This window comes from Roseinatronobacter bogoriensis DSM 18756, from assembly GCF_004366635.1.
Lineage (GTDB): Bacteria > Pseudomonadota > Alphaproteobacteria > Rhodobacterales > Rhodobacteraceae > Roseinatronobacter > Roseinatronobacter bogoriensis.
Genome location: NZ_SORN01000001.1, coordinates 245,797 through 263,842 on the forward strand (window position 1 = coordinate 245,797; position 18,046 = coordinate 263,842).

Below are 18,046 nucleotides of genomic sequence, written 5' to 3' on the forward strand. Positions count from 1 at the left end.
TGCCGGTCCCTGACCCTTCAGGCCCGCACTCGGCTACCTGTATGGCGCGCGGTGCGTTGCTTGCGCGGCACAAGAGGGGGGCGCGACAAGGCATCTGCGGGGGGGCCTTCGTCAAGGGGACTGCTTTTGTCAGGGCGGCGGAACAATTCTGAATGCAGGTCCAGCTCTCGCCGGTCGCGCGGTGCGGCAACGGCTTCGCTTTGAAATGTTATCATGATGTCACCACCCGTCAGGCGACGCCCGGTCACAAGGACATTCCCCCCCGTTCGCAAGGTGATGGTGCCGGTCATCTTGTCCTGATCGGTTTGCGTCGTGATGAATTCTGCCAGCCGCCCCCAGAATTGGGTTGCCTCGCACGCATTAGACCATTGCCCAAGCGCTTGTGGCAAACCCTTGTCTGCCAGGTCGGCGCAGGGGTCGGTCTGCCACATTTTGACATATTCTGCATTCGCCAGCATCGCCTGACCGCTGAACCCGAAAATGATGACCCCCTGACCAATCCGGTCCAGGGCCTTGTGTGCCAGATCAATCTCGGCCCGGAAACTGCGCACAAGGGTTGTTTCGGTCGTCACGTCCTGAATGAACAGCGCGATGGCCCCGTTGGGTTGTGGCCGCCCGGTGACAAGATAGGTCCTGTCCCCCTCCAGACACCATTCCTCAGAGTATTCGCCATTCTCGGCAGCTTTTTCCATGGCCACGATATCACTGCGCCAGGAATTGAAATTCTTCGGCTCTGGCAGCATCCGCTTTTCGCGCATCGCGTAGAGTAGTTGTTCAAAACTGGGCCGGGCGGACAGGAATAACGGTTCCAGACCAGTCAGGTCCACCAGGGCAGGGTTGAAAACCTGCAACTGCCGGTCTGCGTCAAACAACGCGAGGCCGATGGGCAGGCTGGCAAATGTCCGGGTAACGGTCTGGATGGATTCGCGGCGCGCAGCTTCGGATTGAACCGTGGCGTCTATTGGCGTGGCAAAATGGGTGACAATCTCGCCGTCTGTTGTCTGGCTATGGGAAAACCAGTGGGTTTTGCCGTCCTTTTCATAGGCAAGGCGGCCTTCGGTCATCGAATCGCATTGCGCGAACAGGTCCGGCAGAGGCCATGCCAAGGCCCGTTCTGTGCCTTCTACGCCCTGAAGGTTTTGAATATAGGCTGCGTTTGCCCATGTGATATGGCCACGCCCGTCGTTTTGCCACACAAGGGTCGGCAGGTTCCGCAGCACAGACCGCAGGGTGGTCAATTCGGTTTGCAGGGCATTATGGCTCAGCCGGTCGATGGCCAGCAATGCCCCGGCATCGGATTGGTTGGTCAGGCGCAGTTGTGTCAGGCCCTTGTGAAAACTGGCCGAAAGGATAAACCCGTCGCCCGCATGAGAGGCAATTTCCCACCCGCCGGATTGCGCGAGCCCGCCCAGTTTTTCCTGCACATTCTCAAAACGCGCAGAAAGATATTCGAGCAGCACGGCCAGATTGCCGTTTTCTGCGCTGTCAACGTCCGCGGGGCTGAGTGATTTCAGCAAGGCGCGGGCCGGGTCGGAACAATCTATCAGCTCATGATCGCGAAAAATGAAAACGACATCCTGTTCGGACGTGCCAAAGCTGACATTCGGCGTGCTGCGCTTTGGGCGCCAAAGCCCGACAAATATGGCAAGAGAGCCCAGCACGATCAGCGATGCTGTCACCGTGATGATAATACCCAATAATGCGGCCTGCGTCATTCTTGACCCCCTGGCTAAGCCTGTTCCGGCCAAGACAGGATAGGGAATATTCCTTAATCTTCAGTTAAGGACAGTTGATTTATCTCCGCGCTGGCTGCTTTGAGGTCATGAACTAGAGTTCAGGTCTTTCAGCAAGCGACCGTGGCGGCGCACTTCGCTGAGAACATCGCCAAATGTGTTCAGGCCGCGGGCCTTGAGCATTGGAATCAGCTTGAGGAAGGCATCAGCCGTGGCAACAGTATCGCCGATTGCAGTATGGCGGGCCTCTTCCGGGATGGTGATGCCCAGCCGCGCGGTCAGCGCATCGAGCGAGTGTTGTTCAAGCTGGCCATAGACAACTGCGGATAGCAGCACCGTATCCAGCACCGGATGATCGAATCTTGCGCCGATGTTCTTTTCGTGACGGCGCAGGAATTCCATATCAAAAGGGGCATTATGGGCAATCAGCACCGCGCCGCGCGCGAAATCATGAAACCGTTTGCCCGCTTCGGCTATGGTCGGCGCGCCCTTGACCATATCTTCGGTAATGCCATGCACCTCGGTCGAGCTTTGGGGGATGGCGCGTTTCGGGTCGACCAGCGTGTCAAAGACCTCGCGGCGCACGCGTCGGCCATTCACCAGCCGCACAGCCGCAATCTGCACAATCTCATCGCTGGACGGGGTCAGGCCCGTTGTTTCGGTGTCGAAGACGACATAGGTCAGATCTTCAAGCCTGCTTTCAAGCACCTCTGCGTTGCGTTCCTTGGACAGAAGCTCGAAGTCATAGACAACCTCGCGGTCAATCGGGGCGGGTCTGCGCGTTGCGCGGCGCGCCTTGGGGATGGGAATTCGGACAGCGGCCCATCCATCCTTGCGCGTTTCTGTCCAGGCCTCGGTTGCGTGGGCATTCAGAACCGCGCGCGGGGTCATATCGGGCAGGTCTGTATCCAGCGGCTCTGACAGCCAGCCATCCAGCACACCGACGGGCAGCGCCTCGCCTTGCCAGAGCATGTCAAACACCGCCCCCGGCCCATCCTCTTCGGCCAGGCACAGGCGGAAGGTCTGGCCATGTCCGGTCGCTGACAGCTTTTCCCCCAGCCAGCGGAAAAACAGCGCCAACTCGAAGCCGTCGCAGGTCAGCATCAGGTCGGGGCCTTCGGTTTCGATCTTCAGACCCAACACATTGAACTGCGCGCTGACCCCATCCATCAGGTCCTGGGCACGGGTCTGGCCCATCGGGCGCCAGTCGCTGCGCCCTTCGTCATAGCGCTTGCCAAGGTCGGTAATGGCGGCTGTCAATGTCTGCACTTCGGAGAGCAGCGCTGCCATCAGGTCTTGGGCTTGCGCCATTTCGGCATCTTCCGACAGCACGCCGATAACCGTCTGCAGGTTTGCGGCAGGGCGGCGGACCTTGTCGAACACTTCGTCCAGCAGCGCTTCGCGCGCGGCATGGGTGGCAAGGTCGGCTGTCACGTCGCGCAGGGTCAGAACGAAGCCGGGGCGCTGGATGTTGTCGGTCCGGCGCAGCACGCGCATCCGGCCTGACAACAGGCGGCCAGTTCCGGTCGTGGCGCAGATCAGGTCAGAGGCCGCTTCAGGATCGTTAAGTTTGCTGAGCCGTTCATAGGCATGGCGGACCGGCCCTTCGCGCAGGTAATCGAGAAGGTTGCGGTCAAGACCGGGGGCACCGCCAGCTTCCAGAATGGTGACGGCTTGCCCGTTGTAGAACACAAGCTGGTAATCGGCGGTGCACAGCAGCACAGCGACAGGCACATCAGCCAGCAGCTTTTCCAGCCGCGCTTTTTCTGCCGACAGGCGCGAGGTTTCGCGCGCCACAGATTCCGCAAGCGCCGAGCGCGTCTGCGCCAGCGCGCGTGTCATCTCTGACGCGGCCGGGGCAAGGTCGCCCAGATATTTCGCGCGCTCTTTTTCCTGACGGATATCATTGCTGACATCTGTATGCGCGCGGGTGCGTATGGCATTGGCCAGGCTGTCAATGGCCCGCGCAACATGGGCGTCGAACAGATACCAGATCCCGGTCACAAGAAAGAGGATCAGAAAACCGGCAAGGATCGCGGCCTGTATCATCTCGCCTGCCAGCCCTGCTGTGTCCGATCGCGACAGGATCAGCCAACCACCCGCCACCATCGCGGCAACGGACCCAAAGGCCAGAAACACGAAAAACAGCAAGATGCGCATGCGCAAGCTGAGGCGTTCAAGCATCCGCAATTCCCTCTTGCGGCAGCGTGGCCAGTTCGCCGGACAGGATCTTGCGGACCTGTTCACGAAGTTCCTTCAACTCGAAGGGTTTCGAGATGAACCCATCTGCCCCCATCGCCAGACCCTTGCGCCGCTCCATCGCTGAGCCGCGGGCGGTCATCATCAGGATGCGGACATCACTGCATTCGGGATCAGCGCGCACGGACTGGCAGATTTCATAACCCGAAACCTCGGGCAGCATGACATCCAGCAGCACCAGATCAGGCTTGCGCGTGCGGATCATTTCGACCGCGCCCGCACCTGTTGACAGCCGCGTCTGGTTGTAGCCTTCGCGCGTCAGCAGATAGTTCAGAGCGATGGCAATGTTGTCCTCGTCCTCCACAACAAGGATATCAGCCTTCTCCGACGACTCCTTCATGCGCTTCTCCTCCACAAGCAATAGTCAGAAAACGGTCATCAGGGGCGAGCGTGTACCACTCTGCCGAAACCGGGATCCCCGCTTCATCCAGTCTCGTCCCCTCGGTCAGATCGGCGCGCAGGGCATTTGCGCAGTCGAACATGGACTTGAACCCCATCGTCAGGGCCCAGCGTTCCTGCAAGATGACCCCGGTCAGGACCAGATCGGGGTTTTTGCTGTTGCGCTGGCGGATACGGTTATCGACCGCAATCAAACGGTTTGTCAGCGGCACCGCATATGTCCACGGACGCATCCATGAGGAATGCTGGTTCTTGCTGACGACGATCACGTCCTCAGGCAGGCCAGCCTCGTAGCGGGGTGCCCAAGAATATTCCAGATAGATCACCATGGCCAGCATTCCCGCCGCAACACCTGCCGGGGTCAGCCATTCAGGCAGACGCCGCCCGCTAAGACGGCGCAGGATCAAGGCGGTGCCACCACCCCCAAAACCTGCAACGATCACTGCCAGAAATTCCATGAGCATTTTTAGTGGTGTCCTTTATCCCAAAGTGCCTGCAAGCTGACCAACCGCAGATTGCATGGTGCGGACCACCACAAAGGCGTCGCGCAGGTGGCTGCGTTCGAAATCCGACAGGTCGGACGGTGCAAGGAAGTTGTCCGGCTTGCGGCCCATCCGGACCAGACTGGCCTGATTTTCCAGCCGCAGGTCGGCAATCAGGTCATATGCCTCGATCAGATCGCGCGCGCCAGAGACAGAGATGATCCCCTGTTCTTCGGCCATCAGTAACCGCGCGCGCGTATTTGCCGCCGTGATCCGCCCGCGCAGGGCATAGACGCGCCCAAGGTCGGTGACCGGCACAACGCCGCCCAGCTTCATATCGACATGGTTCTTGTGCTCGCCCGAACGGATTGTCGCAAAGCCGCGCAGCAGGCCAAGGGGCGGCGCGTGTTTGATCGAGTTCGAGATCATATGCGCCACAAAGATCGAGTTCTTGGACGCTGCGGCCAGCGTCTCTTCCTGCAAGTCACGAAACAGGCTGACTTGCCCGCCAATGGGCCGCAGGTCGAACATGACCGAAGCGAGCATCTGGGCCTCGGGCGAGGGGGTCTTGATCCAGCCCTGAAAATAGCGCTTCCACGCCCTTTGCGGCTGGCACCAACGCGGGTTGGTCGCCATCATGTCGCCGGGGCAGTAGAAATAGCCCGCAGCATCCAGCCCGTCGCAGACGAAACGCGCCAGTTCGGCAAAATATGGCATCTCATCAGGGGTGACGGCATCATCAATAATGATGCAATTGTCCTGATCGCTGACGCCTGTCTGTTCCTGCCGCCCCTGACTTCCACAGGCCGCCCAAAGATAGGGCACAGGCGGGGGGCCAAGCTTTTCTTCGGCCAGTTTCAACAGGCGCCGTGTTACTGTGTCGGCAATGTCGGTAATCAGCCGGGTCACCACATCATGCGCGTTATGTGCGCCCACCAGTTGCACCAGAAGTTGCGGGATGCGTTCGGTCACATGCGCCAGATCGGCATAGGTTTCAGCAACAGCGGCATCGCGCACCAACTGGCCAGAGCTGATTGCCTGAAATCGGGTCAGATCGGTCTGAGTGATCATCCCCAACAGCTTGCCATCGCGCACCACGGGCAAATGCCCGATGCGGTGTTCCAGCATCATGTGAAGAATATCAGACCCCAGCGATTGCGGCGTCAGGGACAGCGGGTCCGGGGTCATCACTTCTGACAGCGGTGTATCGGTTGCGCGCCCTTCGGCCAGCACACGACCCGACAGGTCGCGGGTGGTGACGATGCCCACAAGCTTTTCACCCTCGACAACGGGCACGCAGGAAATGCGATGCTCGCGCATCATTTTTGCCGCTTGCTGTGCTGTGGTCTGCGCGGTGGCGCTGAAGGGTTTGCGCGCCATCAGATCTGCGACTTTCAGTGTTGCAAGATCATTCTGCCGGCCCAGCTTGCCGCTGGGCGTGCCACGGGTGAAGAACCGCTCGAATGCGGGGAAATTGGCGATCAGGTGGCGCAACTCGCTACCGGGCAGGCACAGAAGCACTGCATCAGTGGTGGCCGTGGCCGTAGTCACCGCGCGCCCTTCGCGCAACAAACCACGTTCACCGAAAGAGTTGCGCGGGCTGAGGATAGAGACGAGCGCGCCGTTAATATCGGTCACCTCTATTGTGCCGGATTTGACCAGCCAGACACCGGTAACCGGCTCGCCCTCGGAATAGATCACGGTGCCAGCGGGCACCTCATTGCGGTCGAAGCAACCGGCGACGCGCGCCAGTTCGTCCTGCGGCAATGAATCATACGGATGTACGCTTTGCAGAAATTCCAGAACTTGGGGGGTTGCTGCGGTCATGTCATGCTGTCCTGATAGCACCGTCCTGGCGTTGGGCGGCCTGCCCCCGTAGCACGGGGACAGGCCAGTGTCTTTGCGTCAGATCAGTGAGCGACAGCGTCGCCAGCACCTTTCGGAACACGGATCGATTCGACCAATTCCTCAATCTCTACAGGAACCGGCGCGGAGATTTTCATCACGATAAAGGCTGCGATGAAGTTCAGAGCCGCACCCACTGCGCCGAAGCTCAGCGGTGAGATGCCGAACAGCCAGTTGTCAGGCGTGTTGGGCAGCATGTTGGTGCCGGGGATGAAGAACCAGCCCAGATAGGTGAAGATATACAGAACGGTCGAGCCAAGGCCGACGATCATGCCTGTAATCGCCCCGGTCGAGTTCATCTTCTTCGAGAAGATGCCCATCATGATGGCCGGGAACAACGACGCCGCAGCAAGGCCGAAGGCCAGTGCCACCACCTGCGCCGCAAAGCCCGGCGGGTTGAGGCCCAGATAGGTCGCCAGCGCAATCGCAAAGGCCATCGAAATACGGGCTGCAAGCAGTTCCCCTTTTTCCGAGATACCCGGATTGATGATCGACTTGATCAAGTCGTGCGACACCGCAGACGAGATTGCCAAAAGCAGACCAGCCGCTGTTGACAGCGCAGCCGCCAGACCACCTGCTGCGATCAGACCAATAACCCAGCTGGGAAGATTGGCGATTTCGGGGTTGGCAAGGACAAGAATGTCGTTGTTGAACAACACCATTTCATTGCCTTCCCAGCCTTCGTCAATCGCACGCTGCGGCGGGTTCGCTTCGTTATAGTACTGGATCAGGCCATCACCATTCTTGTCCTCGAAACGCAACAGACCTGTGCGTTCCCAGTTCAGCATCCAGTCAGGCTTGTTGTCAAAGGCAAGCGGTTCGCCCTGAATGCCTTCTGGATAAAGCGTGGTGATGATGTTCAGACGCGCCATTGCACCAACTGCCGGAGCGACAGTATACAGCAGTGCGATGAAAACCAGCGCCCAGCCTGCCGAAGTGCGTGCATCTGCTACTTTCGGAACCGTGAAGAAGCGGATGATGACGTGTGGCAGACCAGCGGTACCGATCATCAGCGACAGGGTGAAGAGCACCATGTTGAAGGTTGATCCGTGATTGCCGGTATAGTCATTGAAGCCCAGCTCAATCAACACTTCGTTCAGTGTTTGCAGCAATGGCTGGCCGGATTCCGTATGGGTTGAGAACAGGCCAAGCTGCGGCAGCGGGTTGCCCGTCAGTTGCAGCGAGATGAACACCGCCGGAATGGTGTAGGCAACGATCAGCACGCAGTATTGTGCAAGCTGCGTGTAGGTGATGCCCTTCATGCCGCCCAGAACCGCGTAGCAGAACACAACTGCCGATGCGATGAACAGACCTGTGGTGCTGTCCACTTCCAGAAAGCGCGAGAATGCCACCGCAGCACCGGTCATCTGACCGATAACGTAAGTGATCGACATGACCAGAAGCGAGATCACCGCCACCAGACGCGCGGTCTGGCTGTAGAAACGGTCACCAATGAAGTCTGGCACAGTGAAGCGCCCGAACTTGCGCAGATAAGGTGCCAGAAGCAGCGCCAAAATAACATAGCCGCCGGTCCAGCCCATCAGGAAGGTCGAGTTGCCGTACCCAACAGCCGCAATAAGACCGGCCATCGAGATGAAGCTGGCCGCCGACATCCAGTCAGCGGCAGTCGCCGCACCGTTGACAACCGGGTTAACGCCACGCGACGCCGCGTAGAAGTCAGCCGTAGAGCCAGCACGCGCCCAGATCGCGATCCCGATATAGAGTGCGAAAGAGCCGCCGACGAAGATAAGATTAATTACAAATTGATCCATGTCTCAGCCGCCCCTTACTCTTCCACGCCAAACTCGGCATCGAGTTTGTTCATGTACCAGCGATAATAAAAGACCAGCGCGATGAAGGTCAGCATGGACCCTTGCTGTGCGAACCAGAACCCCAGATCGGTACCTCCGACCGGAATGCCCGCGATCAGCGGGCGTAGAACGATGCCAAACCCGAAGGATACAAGCGCCCAGATCACCATGCAGATGGTGATGATGCGAATGTTGGCCTTCCAGTAGGCGTCTGTCGATTTATCTGACATGTGACGTCTCCCAGTTTCCTCCTGTGCCGCCCCGTTATGGGGCAGGCTTCCTCTCTCTCGCTCGCTATTCCCTACGCAGGCACAGCGACAGTATTTGCAGACGCGCCGCTCCTCGAAGCGTCTGCATTGGGGCGCCTTGCGGCACCAAACCGGTTGCCCGGGTTCTTAAGCTGTCACTGTCTTGACGATCGCAGCCAGATCAGCCGCAATGCGGTCAATCTCGCCCATGGCATCGACGCGTTTCAGCGCGCCCTTGCCTTCGTAATATGTGATCAGCGGTGCTGTCTGTTCGTGATATGCCGCAAGCCGCGACCCCACGGTTTCAGCATTATCGTCCGCCCGACGCTTGAATTCGGTGCTGCCACATTTGTCGCAGACACCGGCCACGGCGGGTTTCTTGAAGCTGTCGTGATAGCCTTCGCCGCAGTTGGCGCAGGTGTAACGACCGGAAACACGCTCGACCATCGCGGCATCATCCACGTCCAGCGAAATGGCCGCGCCAAGCTGCAAGCCCTGCTCCTCCAGCAGGGCATCAAGCGCCGCAGCCTGTTTGGCCGTGCGTGGAAAGCCATCCAGGATCACGCCGTTGCGCGTGTCAGGCTCTGCCATGCGGTCCTTGAGGATCGCAAGCACGATGTCATCGCTGACCAGTCCGCCGGCATCCATCACGGCCTTGGCCTGTTGGCCGGCCTCGGTGCCGGCGGCAACAGCCGCGCGCAACAGATCGCCGGTTGACAGTTGGACAAGGCCGAATTTCTCTTCCAGCATGCGAGCTTGCGTGCCTTTGCCCGCACCCGGAGGGCCCAGCAAGATCAGAACAGCAGTTTGTGTCATTGTTTCAGCCATCCTTTTCAAGCCCTGTTCATGCGGTTTTCGATCAGATCATCGACCACCGCAGGTTCTGCCAGCGTTGAGATATCGCCCAACGCACCATAATCATTTTCAGCGATCTTGCGCAGAATACGGCGCATGATCTTGCCCGAGCGGGTCTTGGGCAGGCCCGGTGCCCACTGGATCAGGTCAGGCGAGGCAATCGGGCCAATCTCGGCGCGCACCCATTTGACCAGTTCCTTGCGCAGATCATCCGTCGGCTCCACACCATTCATCAGCGTGACATAGGCGTAAATCCCCTGCCCCTTGATGTCATGCGGGTAGCCCACCACGGCGGCCTCTGCCACAGCTTCATGCGCGACAAGGGCGGATTCAACCTCGGCGGTGCCCATGCGGTGGCCGGATACGTTGATCACGTCATCCACGCGGCCCGTGATCCAGTAATAGCCATCCTCGTCGCGGCGGCAACCGTCGCCGGTGAAGTAATAGCCCTTGTACTGGCTGAAATACGCTTCCTCAAAGCGGGCGTGATCGCCCCAAAGCGTGCGCATCTGTCCCGGCCAGCTATCCTTGATGCACAGCACACCTTCGGCGGCGGTTCTGGTCTGCACCTCGGCGGTTGCGGCATCCAGAACCTCCGGCTGGACACCAAAGAACGGCTTGGTGGCTGAACCGGGCTTGTTCGGGATCGCGCCGGGCAACGATGTGATCATATGGCCGCCGGTTTCGGTCTGCCAGAAGGTATCGACAATCGGGCACCGGCCCTTGCCGACATGGGTGTTATACCAGTTCCATGCCTCGGGGTTGATCGGCTCACCGACCGAGCCGAGCAGCTTCAGCGAGGACAGATCGTGCTTTTCGACCCATTCGGTGCCCTGACCCATCAGCGCGCGAATGGCGGTGGGGGCGGTGTAGAACTGGTTGACCTTGTGCTTGGCGCAGACTTCCCAGAACCGGCCCGCATCGGGATAGGTCGGCACGCCTTCGAACATCAGCGTTGTTGCGCCATTGGCCAGCGGGCCATAGACGATATAGCTGTGGCCGGTAACCCAGCCAACATCGGCGGTGCACCAGAAGACATCGCCATCATGATAGTCAAAGGTCATCTGCTGCGTCATGGACGCATAAACCAGATACCCGCCCGATGTATGCACAACGCCCTTGGGCTTGCCGGTCGATCCTGATGTATACAGAATGAACAGCGGGTCTTCGGCACCAACTTCGGTCGGGGGGCAATCGGTGCTGGCACTGGCCATTTCGGCGCGCAGATCAATATCGCGCCCGCTGACCCAAGTGGTCTGGTCGCCCGTATGCTTGACTACAAGGCATTTCACCTTGTCCGAGCAATGCTGAAGCGCTTTGTCCGTGTTGGTTTTCAGCGGCGTGCGGCGGCCACCGCGTGGCGCGCTGTCGGCCGTGATGACGGCTTTTGCCCCGCTTCCGTTGATCCGGTCTGCCAGTGCATCTGGCGAAAAGCCCGCGAAGACGATGGAATGAATTGCGCCGATCCGCGCGCAAGCCAGCATGGCATAGGCCGCTTCGGGGATCATGGGCAGATAGATGATGACGCGATCACCCTTCTCGATACCTTGCGCCTTGAGCACATTGGCCATGCGGCTGGTGTTTTCCAGAAGCTCGCGATAGGTGATGTGCTGCGATGGCGTTTTGGGATCATCGGGTTCCCAGATGATCGCGGTCTGGTCGCCGCGCTTGGCAATGTGACGGTCGATGCAATTGGCAGACACGTTCAGCGTGCCGTCCTCGAACCACTTGATATCTACCTTGCCAAGCTCAAAAGTGGCGTTCTTGACCTTGGTAAACGGCTTGATCCAGTCGATGCGCTTGCCGTGCTCGCCCCAGAACGTATCCGGGTCAGAAATTGATGCGGCATACATTTCTTCATATTTGGCGCTATCGACATGCGCATTCGCGACGAATTCGTCGGATGCCGGGTAGATATCAGGCATAAATACTCCTCCGGTAACGGGGTAGGGGCCATTTCGGCCCGCCCCGGTGCTTTTGTGACGTCGATTGTTACGCAACGTCATACTTCCCCGCATCCTCTATAACGCATTCGTCAAGAAATGTGTAACTTTTTTTAAAGAAAGGTTTTTCTTGTAAATTCATTCACAAGTTTGCGGTAAATTGTGTCAACATATTTTCGCCGCACTGCAGAGTCCGTGTAAAAACAGGGGCTTTTCCCTAGTGTCCCATGACTCCAAATTACTGGACCGCACCCGACGCGTCCCCCAAGAGGTGGAGGGTCATATATAAATTGGTTCGCGAAATATATGCAAAATATTTCTGCATATAGCGACAGAAACTGATTCGCATGATCGCGGCCGCTTGCGGTTCGGTGCCGCGAAGCGCTGCCGTTTCTGAACGGTCAGGGCCGTCGGGGGTAAATATTGTCCGGTGCAGGGGGGCCGGTTCCAAATTGCTACGCGCGCGCCGGTGCCTTGCAATCTGTAGGCTTGAAACCTGTTGGCAGACCGCGCAAAGTCGCGCGCATAGTATCAAGACATAACCAGTAAATGCCACGCTACCGCAATGGAACAAGATGACAGTTGGCACTGAAAACACCCAGTCAGCCACCCCGCTCAAGGCGGAAATTGATGCTTACCTGACCGCACTTTTTACCAAGGTTTCCGCAGCGCCCTTGCCGGATTTGCCGTCAATCCTGATCAGTGGCGCAGTCCGGTGCGGCAAGACAAAGGTGGCGCGGCGCGTCTCGCTGCGCGGCGGGTATTACCATCTCAGGACGGACGAGATCCGAAATCAGACCTATCTGGACGCCCCTGAATCCGAGAAGCGCAGGATCGCAAAATATGTGTTCCGGCGAATTTTGCTTCAGTTCCCGAAGGGGGTGCTGATTGAGGGGACGGGGCTGATGGATGCGCCTTGCGAATTGCCTGTCTGGGCAGACCGGCGCGGCATTGCGTTTTTTGCAATCGGCTATTCGTTCGACACCCCGCAGGCCAAACAACGCGATCTGCTGGCCTATCGTGCCGAAAACACCTGCTGGACAAAGCAACGTAAATCCGATGAAGAAATGTTGCGTTTTGCGCGTCGGCTGATCCGGCGCAGCACGGATATCAAGCGCTACTGCGCGGCAGAAGGCCTGCCTTATTTTGATCTCGACTCGTCGCGTTTTGACGCAGAGCGCGCGCGCATTGTGCGCGAAATCGAACGCATGGTTAAAAAACGCCACATGGAACAGGCGCGCGCAGGCAATCTATCGGGCCTGATCGCGCGCCTGAAACTGTGGCCTTAGCAGATATCTAGAGCGGTCGGTCAACCCGGACGGTCACGACTGCGCGCCCGCGCGTTGCTTCTGGCCATCGCAAGCGCACCTGGTCGTTGTTGACGCCTTCCTGCACAGTCACATAGGGCATGTCGTGGCGGATCGTATTGTTGCTGTCGCGCGGCGGGGTTTCCATCACCACCGACGAGACAGTGCGCGCCCAGCCGCCAAAGGGCAGCTTGTCGCCTGTGCTGATTGTCCAGCTTGTCGCATCGGTATTCTGGTCATGCAGAATGATGGTCGGGCTTTCGGTTGGATAGTCGATCCCGTTATAGGCGTTGTTTTGAAACACCACATTGCGAAAGCGCCCATAGTTGAGCGAGGCAAAAGAGGTATCCACCTTGTCTGCCCGGTCGATCCGTGCGCCCGTTGTGCGGAACACATTGCCCGACACCATCAGCCCTTGCAGGAAATGCCCCGGCCCATAGGGCTTCATGACAATGAAGCTGAACCACGGCGCAACATCGATGGCGTAGAAGATATTGCCCTCGACCGTCAGCCCACCAAAGGAAAACCCCGTCGTATGGGCTGGTTCGGCATCATGTTCGTTGGTCAACTCCAGAAAGCAGTTGTCGATATAGTTTCCACTGAAAGTGGTTTTTGTGTTCTTGTTGGTCAACACCAACCCGGCTTGTCTTATGCCTTGGGGTTGCGTGTCGCCTGCGAAGAAATGATTGCCGGATATGATGTGGCCAGACCCGTTCATAACCCCGAAATGCGCCCAGAGGACGACGCGGTTGTTGCGGATCTTGTTATCATTTCCATTGGCGTTGAAGGCAATCGCGGTGCGATCCTGCGCGTCGAGCGGTTGTTGAGAGCTGCGGAACTGGCAATGGTCGATCCACATGCCCTGACACCCTTGCCCGATCGAGGTGATGGCCCGGTCGCGGGGGCGGTCGAAATCGCAATTCATGAAGCGCATGATTCGCCCGTCTTCGGGCAGCATGACCGCCGAACAGCGCCCCCGGCAGCGAAATTCGATATTGTGCACTTCAAAATTGCGCAACCCCGAGAAGCCGGAGAAATCCAGCATGTATTGATAGCGCTCGAAGGTGAATTGCTGCGTGCCAGAGCCACCATGAAGCGGCTGGCTGAGCGTGACGTGGTTTGCCCCTGTGTTGCGCGCCCGCACATAGACTTCGCGGCCCACGCCAACACCGCTAAGCCGTGATCCTACCGGAACCCCGGCGATATTGCTGATATCACTGAGCCGCGTGGCGTTTGCGACAGTGTAGTTGGCTGTGCGCGTGACTGCGACCGTGTCCCAGTTGGCGCTGTCCACCGCATCAAGCTGCCCGTTCGCAAGGATGCGGCGCGAGGATGTGTTGTCTATACCTGCCAGCGCAAAGACATCGACCGGCGCGGACAGCTGGACCCGCCGGCCCATCATGTCGAATGTGGTATGCGCATTGGTGTGGAACAAGGCTTGCAGGCCTTTGCAAAACCCTGCCTCGTCATTGCCGAAAGCTGCCGAATAGCCGGGCAGATCGAAATTCCGGTGCAGGATCAGCACCGCGTTTTCAGGCATTGTGAGGGTTCCGCGGAAGGTGACAGGCAAGGGGATCGTCAGGTCAGAGCCGATGAAGTAATCCCCTTCTGGCACCAGAAGTGATCGTGACCCCGCAACTGCGATTGCGGCGGAAAAGGCAGGCCGGTCATCGCTCGTCCCGTCGCCGAGTGCGCCAAAATCGCGCACATCCACAACGCCCAGAATATCAGCGATATAGGCGCTGGTGACATCTTCGATGATTAGGTCATCAATCCGCACGATGCCCCCGGTCGGGCCGGTCAGATCAAGCCCGAAATGGGCAAAGGCAACATTGATCGGCCAGACCATATCGACCCCCGGGCGCGCGCCTGTGCCGACGATGGCCGACACCTCCACCACCTCGCCATATTGCGTCAGGGTTGTGACCGGCCCGGTAGTGGTGATGCCGCCAATCTCGGTGCCCGTGGTGTCGCCAGCCCATGCTGCAACGGAAACATCGGGCATGACCCCGCCCGTGACCTTTATGCGGGCGCGGATGCGCAGATAGCGCCCGGGTTGAATCGGCACTTCGCCCATCCAGCGCAAGCGGGTTGTGGCAAAGACTTTCTGGATTTCCAGACAGCCGCCGAAATCGGGGTCACCCGGCACGAACACCGCGAAAGCGGCTGTATCATAGGTGTTCGTCCCCGGACGCCCTGTCGATTGTGACCAGACATCCAGTCCGGCAGAAAAGGGCGGAGGCATGATCGCCAGCCCCTGGGTCACGGCCATGTTCATTGTGGAAATCCTCTTGTCATTCGATCCAAGCCAAACGGATGATCGTCAGCGCGGCACTGTGGCAGGTGCTGGCGGTCAGCCGGATCAGACAAGATTTACAAAATAGCCGTTAAACCCCGATAATCTGGGCGTACGCTGCGCTTACACCCCGACTTCGGGGGCGCGCAGCAACTGGACGCCGTTGATCTGCCAGCCCTGATCTGTCTCGATCATCTGATAGGCCAGCATATGCACCCGGCCGGACTGGTCGCGTATCATGACACGTTGCAGGATACGGCCATCCCTCTGACTTTGGTCCAGCATTGTGACTTCGGCGGGGCGATGCACCATCGGGTAGCCGTCACGCACCATTTGCCCAAAGCGTTCCGGTGTGCCGAACAGCCGCTTTATATTTGGGCTGGCATAGCTGAAGGCGGTGTCGAAATCGTCGGCCTGCAAGGCCGCGATCTGGTCGGTGATGGTGGTTGCTATGGGGTTGTCCTGCGAAAACGCAGCCGTCCCGAGGGACAAGGACAGGGTCAGGGCAAGAAGGGTCTGGCGCATGCTCACATCTCCTTATGGGAATGTTACGCATGTCTGCGGTGACTGGATCACTTCGGCACCTACGGGCAGGGGCGCAGCCCGCTGCCCATAGGCGTCATGAAATCAGCCGCCCAATTCGCCCGCCAGCCCCTTGTCGATCAGCGCGACGGTTTCCGCCGCGCCATAGAGCGCGATGAAGCTGCCCCAGCGCGGCCCCTGAGAGGAGCCGAGCAGCACCTCATAAAGCACCTTGAACCAGTCGCGCAGCGACTCAAACCCATGCGCTTTGCCGGTGTCGCGCACGATGGTCATGAACGCTTCGTCATCCAGCTTGTCGAGCGTATCTGCATAGGCTGCGGGCACTTGCCCGGTGGCGGCCACTTCACGCAAAGCGGTGGCAAGGTCTTCCAGCGCGGCGCGTTCGCTCGCGCTGGGGGCGCGGAACGACAGGGTCGGCGCCACGAAGTCGTGGAAATAGCGCACCGCAAACCCTGCCGCCTGATCCAGATCGGGGTGGGTTTCGGGCGCGGCTTCGGGCGCATACTGGCGGATAAAGCCCCAAAGTGCGGCCTTGTCCTGTGCCCGCGCGACCGAGGCAAGATTGAGCAGCAGCGAAAAGCTGACCACCATGCCCGACGCGGGCGGCTTGCCGCCGTGAATATGCCAGACCGGGTTCGCGGCCTGCTGGTCGGGCGTTTGGTTGGGATAGGCGCGCAATTGCTGGTGATATTCGTCCACCGCCTTGGGGATCACATCCCATGACAGGCGCTTGGCCGTGCGCGGCTTGAGGAACATGTAATAGGACAGCGATTCCGTGCTGGCATAGGTCAGCCATTCGTCGATGGTCAGGCCATTGCCCTTGGATTTGCTGATCTTTTCGCCGTTTTCATCCAGAAACAACTCATAGACATAATGCTCGGGCTTCTTGCCGCCCAGAATTTCGCAGATACGGTCATAAATCGCGGTATTGGTCGAGTGATCCTTGCCATACATCTCGAAATCGACATCCAGCGCGGCCCAGCGGGCGCCGAAATCGGGCTTCCATTGCAGTTTCACATTGCCACCCGTGACCGACAGCGTCCATTCGCGTCCGTCCTCATCATCAAACGTGATGGTGCCATTCTTGCCGTCCACATGCTTCATCGGCACGTAAAGGACGCGACCCGTTTCGGGGTGAATGGGCAGGAAGATGGAATAGGTCTGCTGGCGTTCCTCGCGCAGGCTTTTCAGCATGACGGCCATCACATCATCATAGCGTTCGGCAGCGCGCAAAAGCACGTCATCAAACTGGCCGGATTTGTAGAATTCAGTCGCGCTGATGAATTCATACTCGAACCCGAACGTGTCCAGAAACCGGCGCAGCATGGCGTTGTTATGGTCGCCGAAGCTGGCATGTGTGCCAAACGGATCGGGCACCGATGTCAACGGCTTTTGCAGATGTTCGCGCAGTGCAACCGGGTCGGGCACATTGTCGGGAACCTTGCGCATTCCGTCCAGATCATCCGAGAAACAGATCAGGCGGGTGGGAATATCGCTGATTTCGGCAAAGGCGCGGCGGATCATGGTGGTGCGCGCTACCTCCCCAAAGGTGCCGATATGGGGCAGGCCGGACGGACCATAGCCCGTTTCAAACAGGACATATCCCTTTTCGGGGGCCTTGCCCTTGTAACGCGCAACCAGTTTTCTGGCCTCTTCAAAGGGCCAGGCTTTGGAATTCTGTGCTGCGTCGCGCATTTGGGACATGGCGTGGTCACTTCTCTGTGGGGGGTAAATATCGACCCCGCTTCCTATTGCCCCAACGCCCCCGCGTCAATAATCTATGTCGCATTACACTCAAAGGACAGAACATGGCCCCGCACCCGCAGCCGCTTTCCCCGCAAGATAGCCTTGTTGCCGTGATGATCGCGGTTTCGGCGGCTGATCTGCATTTTCACACGGCCGAACTTGTCGCCATTCAGGCGCTGGTCAATCATCTGCCGATCTTTGCCGAATATGACGCGGATCGCATCAAGACAGTGGCGCAGACCGTGTTCGACCTGTTTGAAGAGGATGACGGGCTAGATGCGCTGTTCGGTTTGATCCGTGAAAGCCTGCCTGAAAAGCTGTTTGAAACCGCCTATGCGCTGGCCTGCGATGTGGCGGCCGCTGATGGGAAGCTGGCGCAACAGGAATTGCGACTGCTGGAGGAAATCCGTTTCGAATTGCGGATTGACCGGCTGCACGCGGCTGCTATCGAACGTGGCGCGCGCGCAAGGCATATGAAACCCTGAGCTTTTGGGGAAGTTGTGCCTTGCCAGCCCGGCC

14 protein-coding genes are annotated in these 18,046 nt (G+C 58.9%); 2 read left to right on the top strand and 12 right to left on the bottom strand.

Features of this window, described 5'->3' with window-relative positions:
• Window positions 1-17: 17 nt before the first annotated feature.
• The 9 genes from EV660_RS01110 to acs all read right to left on the bottom strand — a co-directional run bounded on the left by EV660_RS01110 (window position 18) and on the right by acs (window position 11,617).
• Window positions 18-1,715 carry a PAS-domain containing protein gene (locus EV660_RS01110; protein WP_071481759.1) on the bottom strand — a complete coding sequence of 566 codons (1,698 nt, stop codon included), beginning with the start codon at window positions 1,713-1,715 and terminating at the stop codon, window positions 18-20.
• Window positions 1,716-1,820: 105 nt separating this feature from the next.
• Complete coding sequence (locus EV660_RS01115; protein WP_071481758.1) at window positions 1,821-3,917, bottom strand: 3'-5' exonuclease; 2,097 nt, start codon at window positions 3,915-3,917, stop codon at window positions 1,821-1,823.
• Complete coding sequence (locus tag EV660_RS01120) at window positions 3,910-4,332, bottom strand: response regulator transcription factor (protein WP_071481757.1); 423 nt, start codon at window positions 4,330-4,332, stop codon at window positions 3,910-3,912. Before EV660_RS01120 ends, EV660_RS01115 begins: the two co-directional genes overlap by 8 nt.
• Complete coding sequence (locus EV660_RS01125) at window positions 4,307-4,855, bottom strand: hypothetical protein (RefSeq protein ID WP_071481756.1); 549 nt, start codon at window positions 4,853-4,855, stop codon at window positions 4,307-4,309. Before EV660_RS01125 ends, EV660_RS01120 begins: the two co-directional genes overlap by 26 nt.
• Window positions 4,856-4,870: 15 nt before the next feature.
• Window positions 4,871-6,700: a DUF294 nucleotidyltransferase-like domain-containing protein gene (locus EV660_RS01130; RefSeq protein ID WP_071481755.1), complete on the bottom strand. Its 1,830-nt coding sequence runs from the start codon at window positions 6,698-6,700 to the stop codon at window positions 4,871-4,873.
• Between the two features lie 83 nt (window positions 6,701-6,783).
• On the bottom strand, window positions 6,784-8,550 hold the full coding sequence (locus EV660_RS01135; RefSeq protein WP_071481754.1) for a sodium:solute symporter family protein: 1,767 nt from the start codon (window positions 8,548-8,550) through the stop codon (window positions 6,784-6,786).
• Between the two features lie 14 nt (window positions 8,551-8,564).
• Window positions 8,565-8,819, bottom strand: coding sequence for a DUF4212 domain-containing protein (locus EV660_RS01140; RefSeq protein ID WP_071481753.1), 255 nt, complete (start codon window positions 8,817-8,819; stop codon window positions 8,565-8,567).
• A gap of 165 nt (window positions 8,820-8,984) precedes the next feature.
• Entirely contained in the window at window positions 8,985-9,653 is a 669-nt protein-coding gene (locus tag EV660_RS01145; RefSeq protein WP_184409732.1) for an adenylate kinase, read from the bottom strand.
• Window positions 9,654-9,670: 17 nt separating this feature from the next.
• Window positions 9,671-11,617, bottom strand: a complete 1,947-nt coding sequence (acs, locus tag EV660_RS01150; RefSeq protein WP_071481751.1) for an acetate--CoA ligase — start codon at window positions 11,615-11,617, stop codon at window positions 9,671-9,673.
• A gap of 593 nt (window positions 11,618-12,210) precedes the next feature.
• Here acs and EV660_RS01155 point away from each other — a divergent pair.
• Window positions 12,211-12,924: a hypothetical protein gene (locus tag EV660_RS01155; RefSeq protein WP_071481749.1), complete on the top strand. Its 714-nt coding sequence runs from the start codon at window positions 12,211-12,213 to the stop codon at window positions 12,922-12,924.
• Window positions 12,925-12,931: 7 nt separating this feature from the next.
• On the opposite strand, the gene EV660_RS01160 is transcribed toward EV660_RS01155, so the two are convergent.
• The 3 genes from EV660_RS01160 to EV660_RS01170 form a co-directional block, all read right to left on the bottom strand.
• On the bottom strand, window positions 12,932-15,220 hold the full coding sequence (locus tag EV660_RS01160) for a glycosyl hydrolase family 28-related protein (RefSeq protein WP_071481748.1): 2,289 nt from the start codon (window positions 15,218-15,220) through the stop codon (window positions 12,932-12,934).
• Between the two features lie 141 nt (window positions 15,221-15,361).
• Complete coding sequence (locus EV660_RS01165; RefSeq protein ID WP_071481747.1) at window positions 15,362-15,763, bottom strand: DUF4864 domain-containing protein; 402 nt, start codon at window positions 15,761-15,763, stop codon at window positions 15,362-15,364.
• A gap of 102 nt (window positions 15,764-15,865) precedes the next feature.
• Window positions 15,866-17,485 carry a lysine--tRNA ligase gene (locus tag EV660_RS01170; RefSeq protein WP_071481746.1) on the bottom strand — a complete coding sequence of 540 codons (1,620 nt, stop codon included), beginning with the start codon at window positions 17,483-17,485 and terminating at the stop codon, window positions 15,866-15,868.
• A 104-nt stretch (window positions 17,486-17,589) separates the two neighbouring features.
• Here EV660_RS01170 and EV660_RS01175 point away from each other — a divergent pair, with 104 nt between their 5' ends.
• Entirely contained in the window at window positions 17,590-18,012 is a 423-nt protein-coding gene (locus tag EV660_RS01175; RefSeq protein WP_071481745.1) for a tellurite resistance TerB family protein, read from the top strand.
• Window positions 18,013-18,046: the final 34 nt, after the last annotated feature.

What these genes read in the sequence shown, in the direction of transcription:
- EV660_RS01110 (WP_071481759.1), bottom strand. Translation starts at nt 1,715, where the DNA reads ATGACGCAGGCCGCATTATTGGGTATTATCATCACGGTGACAGCATCG.
- EV660_RS01115 (WP_071481758.1), bottom strand. Translation starts at nt 3,917, where the DNA reads ATGCTTGAACGCCTCAGCTTGCGCATGCGCATCTTGCTGTTTTTCGTG.
- EV660_RS01120 (WP_071481757.1), bottom strand. Translation starts at nt 4,332, where the DNA reads ATGAAGGAGTCGTCGGAGAAGGCTGATATCCTTGTTGTGGAGGACGAG.
- EV660_RS01125 (WP_071481756.1), bottom strand. Translation starts at nt 4,855, where the DNA reads ATGCTCATGGAATTTCTGGCAGTGATCGTTGCAGGTTTTGGGGGTGGT.
- EV660_RS01130 (WP_071481755.1), bottom strand. Translation starts at nt 6,700, where the DNA reads ATGACCGCAGCAACCCCCCAAGTTCTGGAATTTCTGCAAAGCGTACAT.
- EV660_RS01135 (WP_071481754.1), bottom strand. Translation starts at nt 8,550, where the DNA reads ATGGATCAATTTGTAATTAATCTTATCTTCGTCGGCGGCTCTTTCGCA.
- EV660_RS01140 (WP_071481753.1), bottom strand. Translation starts at nt 8,819, where the DNA reads ATGTCAGATAAATCGACAGACGCCTACTGGAAGGCCAACATTCGCATC.
- EV660_RS01145 (WP_184409732.1), bottom strand. Translation starts at nt 9,653, where the DNA reads ATGACACAAACTGCTGTTCTGATCTTGCTGGGCCCTCCGGGTGCGGGC.
- acs (WP_071481751.1), bottom strand. Translation starts at nt 11,617, where the DNA reads ATGCCTGATATCTACCCGGCATCCGACGAATTCGTCGCGAATGCGCAT.
- EV660_RS01155 (WP_071481749.1), top strand. Translation starts at nt 12,211, where the DNA reads ATGACAGTTGGCACTGAAAACACCCAGTCAGCCACCCCGCTCAAGGCG.
- EV660_RS01160 (WP_071481748.1), bottom strand. Translation starts at nt 15,220, where the DNA reads ATGAACATGGCCGTGACCCAGGGGCTGGCGATCATGCCTCCGCCCTTT.
- EV660_RS01165 (WP_071481747.1), bottom strand. Translation starts at nt 15,763, where the DNA reads ATGCGCCAGACCCTTCTTGCCCTGACCCTGTCCTTGTCCCTCGGGACG.
- EV660_RS01170 (WP_071481746.1), bottom strand. Translation starts at nt 17,485, where the DNA reads ATGTCCCAAATGCGCGACGCAGCACAGAATTCCAAAGCCTGGCCCTTT.
- EV660_RS01175 (WP_071481745.1), top strand. Translation starts at nt 17,590, where the DNA reads ATGGCCCCGCACCCGCAGCCGCTTTCCCCGCAAGATAGCCTTGTTGCC.